Raw genomic sequence first — 12,878 nt, 5'->3', positions numbered from 1 at the left:
TGGTCCTTGGAAGTTCTTTTTTTAACGAAAACGGTTGGTTCTACGGGTTTGAAAGCGGTTGGGTACTTCATTACGCACAGCTACCCCTGTGGTGCGTTCCTGCACCGCTTGTTTGGTGTTCTCACGAGAAATACTGAGCATAATGCCCATGGAAAACATCATGACAAGCAGGGAGGAGCCACCAAAGCTGATAAATGGAAGCGTGACGCCAGTGATTGGAATCGTTTGGGTCACACCGCCAATATTAATGAAGGCCTGAATGGCGATCAAACCCATGATGCCGGTGCCTACCAACGTTCCGAACGGATCATGGCAACGCAGAGCAATGATCATGCCTCGCCAAATGAAATACAAATATAGCATCAGGAATATGGCTGTTCCGATAAATCCGAATTCTTCACCGATTACGGAAAAGATAAAATCATTAAATGAATTAGGAAGATAGTGAAGCTTGATAATACCTTTACCAAAGCCTGAGCCGTTTAAGCCGCCTTCACCTATAGCTTGCAAGGACTGTACCAGATTGTATCCCGTTCCTTGTCTATATTTCTCGGGATTAAGAAAGGCTTGAAAGCGTCCGATTTTATAATCTTGCTTGGCAGCAACTTGTCCATCTGTGGTTCCAGAATCTCCTCCAAACAACGACCCAATACCAAATACGATGGAAGCGCCTAGCACGAGCAGAACAATGGATGCTGTAATATGCTTGACACTGGCTCCCCCGGCATAAATAATCAGACCACTCGTAGCAACCAAAATGAAGCAGGAGCCTAAATCAGGTTGAAGCATGATGAGTCCTGCAACACAGCCTACAATGACTGTTACAGGTATGTAGCCAGTCCGCAGATCTCTAAAGCGATCTCCTTTTTTGACAATCAGTGCAGATAAGTAAAGAATGATGGAAATTTTCGCAAGCTCCGTTGGCTGGAAACCAACACTACCAAACCTGAGCCAGCTTTTTGCGCCGTTAAGTGAGCCTGTAAAAAGAACGATGATTAGCAGTAATATAGTTATGAAAAATAAAGGTACAAAAAGCTTTTTATATTTTTCCATCTTAATATTCATAGCTACCAACATAATAAAAAGTCCAAGTACAGCAAATGCAGATTGGCGCTTCACAAAATATAAAGAGTCAAAATTATATTCTTTATTCAGCAAAGCTACGCTGGAGCTGGAGCTAAATACCATAATTACACCGAATCCAACCAGTAACAAAGTGAGGATCAGCAATTGGAAATCCGGTGTGCCTCTTCTTCGAGTCTCCGGCTTCGTATTTCTCATATCAGCTTCCCCCGGTATTCGCCACAAGGTATATTCCTCGCAGACGGTTATCATTTTATCGTTTACCCATTTTATCATATTATGTTTGATGGGCTTCTGCAACCTCCCTGAAGCAACAGATATCACAACAATTCCATATCTGCTACAATAGGATAAAAATGAAGACTTGAGAGCAGCGGTGCATACGTGGTGACGCTGCAAGATGAATCGGGAACTTGCCCGGTGCTTTAAAAGGAGAGGTGGAGCAATATGACACAACATGCGCTAGACAAGACCTGGTTTGACCAGTTGCAAGAAAATATGGTGGAGTGGCGTAGACATTTACATAAGAATCCCGAAATTTCCTTTCAGGAAAGCAAAACTGCAGCTTTTGTAGCGGATAAGTTGGAGAGTTGGGGAATCGAGATTCGCCGTCAGGTAGGGGGACACGGTGTTGTAGGCACCATTCGTGGTGCTAAACCCGGGCCTGTCGTCCTGCTGCGTGCCGATATGGATGCTCTTCCTATTCAGGATGAAAAGGAATGTGAATATCGCTCCAACGTAGACGGAGCCATGCATGCTTGCGGCCATGATGGACATACATCCGCGCTACTTGGAACGGCTTACTATTTCAGTCTGAATCGGGACGAGCTGCAAGGAGAAATTCGGTTGTTGTTCCAACCTGCGGAGGAATTGCTGCCTGGCGGAGCGGTCAGTGTAATAAAGGATGGTATATTGGAAGGTGTGGACGTCATTTATGGTATCCATTTATGGACACCTTTTCCTGTCGGAACGGCTGCGAGTTGTGCAGGGCCGCTGATGGCGGCGGCAGATGATTTTTATATTGAAATCACAGGTAAGGGTGGGCATGGTGGGATGCCTCAGTCCACTAATGATAGTGTCGTGGCGGGCTCAGCTCTTGTCATGCAATTGCAAAGTGTCGTAAGTCGTTCAGTCGACCCATTACGACCTGCCGTGCTGACGGTGGGAACCATCCAAGGGGGCTCTGCGCAAAATGTGATCGCAGAAACGTGTCGCTTGAGTGGAACGATTCGTACGTTTGATGAGGAGACACGAACGGTGATGAAGGAGCGACTGCATGAGGTAACAGAGCTCACAGCCGCAACATACGGTACAACAGCACAGGTTCGCTATATTATGGGATACCCACCAGTTGTCAATGACGCACATGAAGCATCTCGTTTCTTTAATGAAGCAAAATCTGTTTTCGGCAAGGAGAATGTACAGGAAGCGTCGAAGCTGATGCCTGCTGAAGATTTTGCGTATTATTTGGAACGTGTGCCAGGTTGCTTCATGTTCGTAGGAGCGGGTAACCCAGCTAAAGGAGCGGTTTATCCACACCATCATCCTAAATTTGACTTTGATGAGGATGCTATGATTAACGCGGTTCGGTTGTTTATTGCGATGTCTACGGGATACGCTGCGGAACGAAAAGCAGGGGCAATTAAGGGCTAAAATGAGTTGAATTGGGAACGGTTCAATCTGGAGTATGAGCTGAATGAAATGGGGTACCCTACTCTTGAAAAGGAGGGAGTACCCATGAAAAAGGTTCAGGAAGTTATGACTAAAGAATGCGTAACGGTTACCCCGCAGGACAATATTTATGAAATTGCGGTCAAAATGAAGGACAATGATACTGGTTTTATTCCGGTTGTGGAAAGCGAAGGCAGTGATAAGTTGATCGGCGTAGTAACGGACCGTGATCTTGTCGTTCGCGGTTATGCGGCTAAAAATTCGGGTTCGGGTTCAGTCGATACGGTTATGACGACAGGTATTCGTACAGCCAGTGCGGACATGTCGGTGGACCAAGCAGCTGAACTGATGGCGGAGCAGCAAATCCGTCGGTTGCCTGTGACGGAAGGAGACCGTCTGATCGGGATTGTCTCAATCGGGGATTTGGCTGTTCGTAATATTTTTGCAGACAACGCTGGAGAGGCGCTTAGTCATATTTCCGAGCAGGTCCACTAGAAGAATAATTAAGGTAGGCATTTGTTGGGGGGTCTTAACCCCGGGCGTTAAATCAGGAGTTCAACCCGAATATGGGTTGGACTCCTTGCTATTCTGGTTGATATTCGAATAAACGGATAAGCTATTTATTATATAACTAAATCAATTTCATAATACCTTTAGCTGCTTCAATCAAAACTAGTTATAGATCAAAATGATTCGATTTGTCTGTATCTAGTTACAACCACCAAACTTTAATGAGTTATGAAATTGATTCAACTTTAAAATGATGTATTGTTAGATTATCAGGAGGTAGTCATGAATCCAGATCATCCTTGTATTGTACAACGTGATTTTACCGTTCTGCTGGAAATGGGCTTGCCCGGTTCGGAATGGGCTCGTTCACAGTTGCAGATTTATGCGGAGCTGGTTAAAAGTCCGTCCGCTTTTCATACATACCACATCACTCCACTGTCTTTGTGGAATGCAGTTGCCCTCGGATGGAGTGCTGAGGACATTCAAAATAGTTTGTATTCCATTTCCCGTTGGGATATTCCACGTGATTTGTTGAATGATATTGAACAGCTCGTTTCTCGCTATGGGACGTTAACGCTTTCACGAGGTACGAAAGAAAACGGAGGTATAAAGACAGGGAAAGCCAACAGCTATGCAATAGGTGATCGCTTGATCTTGGCAGCAGAGACCCCCGCTTTACTGGATGAGCTACTGACCAAGCAAGAGCTAATACAGCTTGGTTTACTTCGCGTTGATGAGGAAAGCGCATCGGTCCCGCCCGAAAGTCGGGGCTTGCTCAAGCAGGAATTAACTCGCTTGGGATATCCCGTTGTGGATACGGCAGGCTATCTTGAAGGGAATCAGCTTAGTTTTACCTTGGGAAAGGGACAAACGAAGTTGCGGCTTCGTGATTATCAAGTAAAGGCCGCTGATGCGTTTGAAGGAGCCGACGGCTTAGGGGGTAGTGGTGTACTGGTGCTTCCATGCGGAGCTGGAAAAACAGTGATAGGCATGGCGGTGATGAATCGGCTTCAGTGTGAAGTGCTTATTCTAACATCTAATACTACTTCTGTACGGCAATGGGTAGAAGAATTAAAGCAAAAGACGGATATTTCTGCCGATTCCATCGGGGAATATAGTGGTCAGAAAAAAGAAGTGCGCCCGATTACGGTGGCAACATACCAAATTTTGACACACCGTCGCACCAAGGATGGGGATTTTGAGCATATGAAACTGCTGAGTGAGCGGAAGTGGGGACTCATTATATATGATGAGGTTCATTTGCTGCCCGCGCCAGTATTCCGGGCGACGGCTGACATTCAGGCTACCCGTCGTTTGGGGTTAACGGCTACGCTGGTTCGAGAGGATGGTTGTGAACGGGATGTGTTCTCTTTAATTGGGCCCAAACGGTATGATATGCCATGGAAGGAGCTGGAGCGACAGGGCTGGATCGCTCAGGTCGATTGTGTGGAGTTGCGGCTTCCAATGACAGCTGAACTTTTGGAGCGCAGTATGCGTGCTGAGGGCAGACAGCAGTACCGAATTGCAGCCGAAAATCCGATCAAACTGGAGGCGGTGCGTAGCCTGATGCAGCAGCACAGTGGTTTGCCCACGCTCATTATTGGTCAATATTTGGACCAGTTGCGTACATTGGCTCAGGAGCTCGGTGTCCCACTGATTACGGGTTCAATGAGCCAGACGGAGCGGGTGCGTTGGTTTGATGCATTCCGCAAGGGTGCAATTCGGACCCTATTGGTGTCCAAGGTTGCAAACTTTGCGGTGGATCTGCCGGATGCAGCAGTAGCCATAGAGGTATCGGGCAGCTTTGGCTCTCGCCAGGAAGAAGCGCAGCGACTGGGACGCATTTTGCGACCAAAGTCAGGCGAGAATAAAGCTTATTTTTATGCTCTAGTGACGGAGAATAGCAAGGAGATGGATTTTGCAGCTCGTCGTCAGCTGTTCCTGATTGAGCAAGGCTATGAATATGCGGTTCGCAGATTTAGTGTGACAGAGGCTATTGGAAGCAGGGATGCTAAGTCTGGAGATCGTGGAAAGAAAAAGGAGGCCTAATCAAGAATGGGCGTAACGAACACGCAAGACAGCTGGAATGAGCTTTCATCGGATGAGCTGCTGGTACTTAGACGATGCTTTATTCGGCACGCGGGACAGCCCATGAAGGAAGAAGAACCTATACAGCTTACCCGGGGATCGTTAAGCGGAGTCGAAACGAAACTGGCACTGCGTGGATTACGTGCCCGGGGCTGGCTGGAGGCTGTTACCAAATCGTGGGGCGAACGAATTTTATATATCCCGGTTTATCGACTACCGGATCTGTACGATATGTTGTTAGAGGAAAATCCAATGAACATGATGCATTCGGATCATCCGATAACGGTACATGAATCAATGACAGGCCTGGAGTCGGAATTGCTGCATGCGTTGTCACGTATTGCAGTACAGGGCGTCCCTTTGACGGCCAAAGGAACCATACATAAGCGATCATTGCAAAAATTGAATGAACTGACCCCCTTTCGCCCGGAGGACCTGATGGGTCTTGGGTTGCATTATGCGCATGCAGAGCTGTATCCTGTGCAAACGGTGGTCATGATGGATTTGCTACTCAGTTTGGGGCTGTTAGTGAAAGAAACGGTGTCTTTTCGCATTCAGGAAACGGAACTGGCGACTTGGATTCGTTTGTCTGCTTGGCAAATGCGCAAGCATATTTTTGCTACACTCATGGAAAGATACGGCAAGGCCGAAGCATCCATGCAGCATTTTCGCTATATGCTGTGTGCCGTCTCCCAGTATATGGGAATAGAAGGGTGGATATCTATCAAGTGTCTGCTGCAATGGATGCTTCAAGTAGGCCTAATCCAGCAGGAGAGTACGAGCGGAGCTGATTCCAAGAACGGCGCCCTTTTAGACCTTATTCCTACAACCTCAAATCCGGAAGGGTTTGCGGGAGAAACGGGTTCTGATTTTAATTTTAATGGATCTTTCATGGAGGGATTGGAGGGTTGGCTGAAGGCCCTGACTGCGTTTGGAATGGGTGATTGGGGCCAGACTGCATCGGGTAAACTGTGTTTTCGCTGGAATGTATCTGTGTTAGACATGCTTCGTCCCAATAATTACGAGGATACAAATCAAGAACAAGGTACTTTTTATGTACAACCTGATTTTGAAATATTGGTTCCGCCAGATGTGGCATATGATGTGCGCTGGCGACTGGAATGCTGCTGTGAACGTGTGACAGGAGATCGGATGGCAATATACCGGATCACCAGAGAAAGTGTTACAGAGGCAATCGAGTTAGGGATGGAAGCTAAAGCAATTCCTGCTCTACTGGACAAGTTCAGCCGGACAGGCGTGCCTGATCATGTACGTATGGCGGTAGAACAGTGGGTAGGCGATGTCGGACGGACGGCATTTGCAACGGTAACACTTTTGCGATGTAGCACACAGGAGGATGCAGACATGGTTGCACGCCATCCCGCGCTGGAAGGATTGCTGGAACGGCTTGGCGACAAGGACTTTATTATTCCGGCGAGCTCTGTTGTCAAAATACGAAAAACGCTTGCTGCAATAGGATTAGGTCCACGTCGTGAACCCGAAGGTGTGGACGAGCCAGCTCATCATTATCCACTGATTTCGGAAACAGAGAACATAAATTCAGGCAGCCTCAACAGTGAAATGGAGTCCGAACCTATTCAAGCCCGTTCTATATTTTCCCAAGAGGGGAGAGCAGGTTTGGTTTATACAGGGCGAACGCTGCACTTTTACGAACAAGAGCATACACTGCCTGATCCGTCTGACTATTTTCCAGAAAGATCTACAGTCCCCTCCTCATGGACAAAAGAATGGAGGAGTTACCATACTTCCACTGCCCGGCAGTTGATCGAGCAAGCGATTCGTTGGCAGGCTGCTGTGGGGCTGCGAATCGGTGGGAAAGAGGTTAAATGGATACCGGAGGCGGTGGTTTCCGGTGCACCATGGAGTGTCACAGGCTGGTATGCCTCAGGAAGGGATGACGAAACACTTTCTCCTGCGACCTTACAGCCAAGTGAATGGTCAGACATGCGCTTGCTGGTTCCTTTTACATAGTAGGGCCAGGAAGTGCATGAAACTCCTTCTTCTCAAAAGAAGGATGTGGTATGATAAATGAGTCTACTTTTACAGGGTAGAACTTTATATAAAGTGAGATGAACATTCATGAGCGTAGCCGAATTGAACACGGTCAATATGGCAGAAGTGCTTATTAACGCCTATGAATTGGGCGATATGGTCAACCGATCCTTTGAGGTATCGGATTATTTATATTGGAAACAGCGTGTGGAATTGAATCCGTCTATTCAGGCGTGTGTACGCAAGCTGGATGCCAAAAAGGAGCTATTCGCGGAAACGGAGCGTTTTGGGCATTTTCATCCGAACTATCATGAAGCGAAGGATGCAGTGCAGGTCGTTGAGCTGGAACTGGAACAATTCGTGGATGTTAAGGAGTTCAAACGAGCCGAAAAGGCGCTGGATGATATGCTTCATGCCATGTCTGAAACGATTGCATATTCCGTGTCCGAGACTATTAAGGTGCCGAGCAATGATCCGAATGTGAAAAAAGGCGGATGTGGCAGCGGAGGGAAATGCTCCTGTGGATAGGTCATAGGAATGATACCGAGTGGGGGGAGATGAAGCGAATGTTTGCCGAGCGGACAGGGTACATCATTTGGGTAAGCGATATCAAGGCTGCCCGCAATCTGGAGAAATACGGAAATGTCCACTTTATTTCAAAGCGTATGCATTATGTAGTGATATATATGAATGCGGATCGGGCAGAAGACACCGTTAAAAATATTCGCAGACTTTCCTATGTGCGTAAGGTCGAGCGCTCTTTTCGAAATGAGATTAGGACGGATTACAACGACGATAAGGAAAAGATGAAAGAATATGAAATATAATATTAAATGTCTATAAATTGTAAACATTTTTTGAAAGGTCAGCCTACAGGCTGGCTTTTTTTCGTGAAGTCAGGACTTTTGCATAATGGTCTTGATGCTGTTAGACCTAAAAAATCTTAAATATCACCCATAAACTTCAATTTTGTAACTTGTAGTCCCGGGTCTGTTGAGGTAACATATGAATATATTGGTAGATATAAAGACCTATCTGGTGGGGAGAGTGATCCCGTGCGTGACAAAGCAATGCAGCGATGGAGTACATACGAACCGTTCTACGTGGAGATGGGCGATAAAAAAGTCGCCGATATCGTGATAACAAATCATGCGAAATCACGTTACTTAGATCGGGTAGAGCAGAAACAGTCCGAGACGAATCATATCGCCGCCTGGCTTTGGGAATGCCTGAAGCAAAACAGGATGGAGTCCTATTATCATAACGAAGAGGATGTATATTTAATTGATGGTGATCTGGTCGTCGTGGCCGAATTTGGAGAGTTGCCCGGCGAGATGGATATTGCGGGGAATCCGCTTCACAAAATGATTGTCATTACCTTTTTGGGCCGGATGTCGGAGACCATTGAATTAAGGGATTTGAAGTCATACTATTCATGGTTACGCCATTCGCGGCGCATGACACTGATGAAAAGCACTCGTAAGCAAAAATAGACGGTCATTTGGAGAACGGCTTCAGATGAAAAAATCTCCAAACTTCCTGAATACCGTTAAGTTTAAGTAGAAAGTATGCACTTATTAGCTGCATGCTTTTTTTATTTTCCAATAATAAAACTACCCAATTCAGTAAGTTTACTTGGAAATGCTTCGACAGACGTTTTTCTTATGTTAAAATAGGGAGAACAGAGGGGAGAGGGCTGTCAGTATGAACTTTCATCAGTTGCACATTTTTTATACCGTAGCGGAACGCGGGAGCTTCTCGGCGGCGGCACAAGCGCTGCATATGACACAACCTGCGGTGACGATGCAAATTCAGTCTTTGGAAGATTATTTTGGCACAAAACTGCTGCAACGTTCGACTAAAAAAATCGAACTTTCAGAGGCGGGAGCGACACTCCTGCCTTTTGCGAAAAAAAGCATGCAACTGATCAGGGAAGCTGACGAGGCGATGTCTGCTTTTACTCACATGTTGGAGGGAAGATTGCATATTGGCGCCAGCCTAACGATTGGTGAGTATATTGTACCCAGAATGCTGGGACCGTTTGGTCAGGAATACCCTCATATACGCATGGCGATGAATGTGATGAATACAACTCAGATTATGGATGATATACTAAAACATCAGCTGAATTTAGGACTGATTGAGGCCCCAGTCCAGCATCCGGATATCGTGGTGGAACCTGTGATGCAGGACGAACTGAAATTGATTGTGCCTTCAGGACATGCGCTGGCCAAGGCTAAAAAAGTGGTTCTGGAAGATGTGTTCAAGCATCCTTTTGTAGCCAGAGAAAAGGGATCTGGTACACGTCAAGTAATAGAAGATGAGCTGAAAAATCGTGGTATGGATGCCTCCCGACTTGGGATTGTAATGGAGATGGGGAGCACTGGAGCGGTTAAATCGGCGGTGGAGGCTGGACTGGGTATTACCATGCTATCACCATCTTCGGTGAAGCATGAAGTTGCGCTCGGATTATTGAAAATTGTAAATATTTCAGATATCACGTTCAAACGAGAATTTTATGCAATTCATTTGAAGTCGGCGTTGTTGCCGATTCCGGTAGTAACCTTCCTGTCTTACTTGCGTCGTCATGATCAGGGAACGGACGTCCTGAGGGACTCGCAGGACGAGCTTGCAAAGGTGAAAGAGAAGGAGGATGTATAATGAAGGAGCAGATTAACGTAAAACGATATGATTTACACACACACACCCAAGCATCTGACGGAATGCAACCACCTGCAGATAATGTGCGCTGGGCCAAGGAAAAAGGACTGGCAGGTGTGGCCATTACAGATCATGATACGGTAGCTGGCCTGGAGGAAGCTCTGGAAGAGGGAAAACGCATAGGAATTACTGTGGTGCCAGGAGTGGAAATTAGTACTCGAGCTGGCGATAAGGATATTCATATACTCGGTTATTTTATGGATTACCGCAATAAAGTGTTTTTGGAACGGTTGGAAAAGCTTCGCCAGGCACGGGATACCCGTAATGATTTGATTTTGAGTCAATTGCGTAGTCTGGGTGTGGAAATCACACTGGATGAAGTGGTGGCTACGATGGGCAGACCGCTGGCACCAGATGAAAGCATTGGACGTCCGCATATGGCGGATACGCTGGTTCAAAAAGGATATGCGAAGGATATGCGGGACGCGTTTGACCGTTACTTGGCGGAAGGAGCGCCCGGATATGTGTCTGTACCCCGTGTAGAGCCTGCGGAGGCCATAAACTGGATTCGTGAAGCAGGAGGGGTACCCGTGGTGGCCCACCCTGGCTTGTACGGAAATGATGAGCTGGTTCGTTCTATTATAGAGGAGGCGAAGCCTGCGGGCTTGGAGGTGCGACATTCGGACCATGATGCTGAGGCTGAGAGCCGATATACTGCGATGGCGGCGCAATATGGGCTCATTGCAACTGGCGGCTCGGATTTTCACGGCGCGCGTCAAGGTGTTATTTTTCACGGTGATCTGGGTAGCCGTAGTGTGGAAGGGCAGGTAGTCGAGGAATTGAGGAAGGCTGCTGTTGGACAAAAGTAAATAAAAAGCCCCTTGCCTTATGCATGGAACACAAGAAGTGTATCGTGCAAAGAACAAAGGGCTTTTTTTGTGGATTCAATAGGCTAGTAGGACTTAGCCGTTTTTGATGCGATTCGGCAGCTTTTTGACTAGTTCCTCATCGGGTGTAATGAAAAGCGTACGCTGATGGTCGTAGATGACAAAGCCAGGTTTGGCTCCGCTAGGCTTACGTACATGTCGAATCAGGGTGGCGTCCACAGGTACACTGCTGGACTGCTTGGCCTGACTAAAATAAGCAGCGAGTTGAGCTGCTTCCTCCAGCGTCGCATCTCCGAATTGCTCAGCACGTATAACGACGTGTGACCCCGGAATATCCTTTGTGTGCAGCCAGGTGTCATTTGGTCCGGCCAGTCGATTTGTTACATATTCATTTTGCAAGTTGTTTTTGCCAACCAGTAACTCGATACCTTCGGATGATGTATAGACGTGCAGGGTTGGACGGTCGTTTTTCTTCTTTTTCTTTCCTTTTTTGACCCGATCTCTGAGATAGCCCTGCTGAACCAGTTCTTCACGTATTTCCTCAATGTCATTCATAGAGGCATGGGCTAGCTGCTGAAGAAGACTGTCCATATAACGGATTTCTTCGTGCGTTTTCTCCAGTTGTTCGTCAATGACAGCTAGGCTGTTTTTATATTTGTTGTATTTTTTAAAATACCGTTGTGCATTATCCGACGGGTTGAGTAGTGGGTCCAGTGGGATGGACATTGGACGCTGTTCCTCATCATAAAAGTTGATGATCGTCACTTCTTTGTCCCCTTTTTTCACCTCATGCAGCGAAGCGAACAGCAACTCTCCATAAATGCGAAATTGATCGGCATCTTCCGCCTCGGCCAAATCCTGTTGGAGATAGTCGAGTTTTTTTACGTTTTTGCTCCGCTCATTTTGCAGAAACCGCAGTAGGTCACTGACCTTTTGCTTAACCGTATCCCTTTCTGCTTTTTCACCGAAGAAGTCTTCCATACACTCACTGATCGTAGCGTACTCCTTACGTTCTCCTTGGATCAACGTCAGTGGAATGGCCGAGAATATCACTTTATCTTGTGCGTTTAGTCCAGATACCGGCTGAAAACGATGGTTCCGCACGTCATCCATGATGTGACTGAATGTACTCCATAGTGAACGATCACTATCACCAGATACTTCATTAGTTACTCGAGTTAGTATCTCTTCAGCAATGAGGGGACTGAGTCCAGTAAAAGTGTTCACGATCCAGCGTTTGGGAGCTTCTCCGGCCTCGAGTGCTGTTTGATACGAGGATATGAAAGCTGCCTCTTCTGTTTCTAGTGGATTTAGCTTGTTTTGTTCAGGAGGCTCCGTGTATTGAAAGCCGGGCATAATGACCCGATAGCTGCTAATAGACGGTGTAACATGATGAATGCCATCTAGCATCACGCCTGTTTCCGGGTCAAGCAAAATAATGTTGCTGTGTCTGCCCATCAGTTCAATGATAATTCGTTTGAGTGAAACATCTCCCAGTTCATCACGTTGACGTACATCCATGTGAATAATACGCTCCATGCCCACCTGCGTGATTTTCTCAATAACGCCTCCTTCGCAATGCTTGCGAAGAAGCATACAAAACATAGGGGCTTCTGTCGGATTAAGAAAGCTTTGTTCTGTAAAATGTACACGCGGAAAGGTCGGATTAGCTGACAGCAGCAGCTTTACGCTTCCGCCTTGTGCCCGCAGATTCAGCACGATATCGCGATCGTTTGGCTGATGTATTTTATTAATGCGCCCGCCTCGGATGCCTTGCAGTTCGTGTACGATAGCGCGGGTTACGATTCCGTCCAATGCCATAATTATGTTCTCCTTTGAAGCAAATGTATTTTCGCCTTCCTACTATGATACATAACTTTGGGACAAAACTTAAGCGGCTTTGTGATATTTCAGATCCTGTCCGAATAGATTGAATCTAGAAAGTCTGTCCAGCTTATCAGCAAT

The 12,878-nt window shown here is 46.7% G+C and carries 11 protein-coding genes; 9 read left to right on the top strand and 2 right to left on the bottom strand.

What is annotated here, in order from left to right:
* Positions 1-21: 21 nt before the first annotated feature.
* A complete protein-coding gene (ftsW, locus tag MKY16_RS14825) occupies positions 22-1,281 on the bottom strand; it encodes a putative lipid II flippase FtsW (RefSeq protein WP_340955867.1) in 1,260 nt (419 codons plus the stop codon).
* A 249-nt stretch (positions 1,282-1,530) separates the two neighbouring features.
* Here ftsW and MKY16_RS14820 point away from each other — a divergent pair, with 249 nt between their 5' ends.
* The 9 genes from MKY16_RS14820 to MKY16_RS14780 all read left to right on the top strand — a co-directional run bounded on the left by MKY16_RS14820 (position 1,531) and on the right by MKY16_RS14780 (position 10,895).
* On the top strand, positions 1,531-2,736 hold the full coding sequence (locus MKY16_RS14820) for a M20 family metallopeptidase (protein WP_340955866.1): 1,206 nt from the start codon (positions 1,531-1,533) through the stop codon (positions 2,734-2,736).
* A gap of 84 nt (positions 2,737-2,820) precedes the next feature.
* Complete coding sequence (locus tag MKY16_RS14815) at positions 2,821-3,249, top strand: CBS domain-containing protein (RefSeq protein ID WP_029517640.1); 429 nt, start codon at positions 2,821-2,823, stop codon at positions 3,247-3,249.
* Between the two features lie 297 nt (positions 3,250-3,546).
* On the top strand, positions 3,547-5,313 hold the full coding sequence (locus MKY16_RS14810) for a DNA repair helicase XPB (protein WP_340955864.1): 1,767 nt from the start codon (positions 3,547-3,549) through the stop codon (positions 5,311-5,313).
* A gap of 6 nt (positions 5,314-5,319) precedes the next feature.
* Positions 5,320-7,344, top strand: a complete 2,025-nt coding sequence (locus MKY16_RS14805; RefSeq protein WP_340955862.1) for a helicase-associated domain-containing protein — start codon at positions 5,320-5,322, stop codon at positions 7,342-7,344.
* Positions 7,345-7,452: 108 nt separating this feature from the next.
* The gene (locus tag MKY16_RS14800; RefSeq protein ID WP_013310906.1) at positions 7,453-7,893 is read left to right on the top strand and encodes a YlbF family regulator; all 441 of its coding nucleotides are present in this window, start codon (positions 7,453-7,455) and stop codon (positions 7,891-7,893) included.
* Between the two features lie 38 nt (positions 7,894-7,931).
* Positions 7,932-8,192: a YlbG family protein gene (locus MKY16_RS14795; RefSeq protein ID WP_029517637.1), complete on the top strand. Its 261-nt coding sequence runs from the start codon at positions 7,932-7,934 to the stop codon at positions 8,190-8,192.
* 228 nt (positions 8,193-8,420) lie between these two features.
* A complete protein-coding gene (locus MKY16_RS14790; protein WP_340885824.1) occupies positions 8,421-8,858 on the top strand; it encodes a hypothetical protein in 438 nt (145 codons plus the stop codon).
* Positions 8,859-9,069: 211 nt separating this feature from the next.
* The gene (locus tag MKY16_RS14785) at positions 9,070-10,026 is read left to right on the top strand and encodes a selenium metabolism-associated LysR family transcriptional regulator (protein ID WP_069010585.1); all 957 of its coding nucleotides are present in this window, start codon (positions 9,070-9,072) and stop codon (positions 10,024-10,026) included.
* The gene (locus MKY16_RS14780) at positions 10,026-10,895 is read left to right on the top strand and encodes a PHP domain-containing protein (protein WP_039270856.1); all 870 of its coding nucleotides are present in this window, start codon (positions 10,026-10,028) and stop codon (positions 10,893-10,895) included. Before MKY16_RS14785 ends, MKY16_RS14780 begins: the two co-directional genes overlap by 1 nt.
* Before the next feature lie 93 nt (positions 10,896-10,988).
* Here MKY16_RS14780 and MKY16_RS14775 read toward each other — a convergent pair whose 3' ends face one another.
* Positions 10,989-12,734, bottom strand: a complete 1,746-nt coding sequence (locus MKY16_RS14775; protein WP_165150248.1) for an Rqc2 family fibronectin-binding protein — start codon at positions 12,732-12,734, stop codon at positions 10,989-10,991.
* Between the last annotated feature and the right edge of the window lie 144 nt (positions 12,735-12,878).

The sequence above is a fragment of the Paenibacillus sp. FSL L8-0641 genome (assembly GCF_038006265.1).
In the GTDB taxonomy this organism is placed as follows: Bacteria; Bacillota; Bacilli; order Paenibacillales; family Paenibacillaceae; genus Paenibacillus; species Paenibacillus polymyxa_D.
The sequence above is the reverse complement of the archived record's forward strand: the minus strand, read 5'-3'. Positions and strand labels throughout refer to the sequence as shown.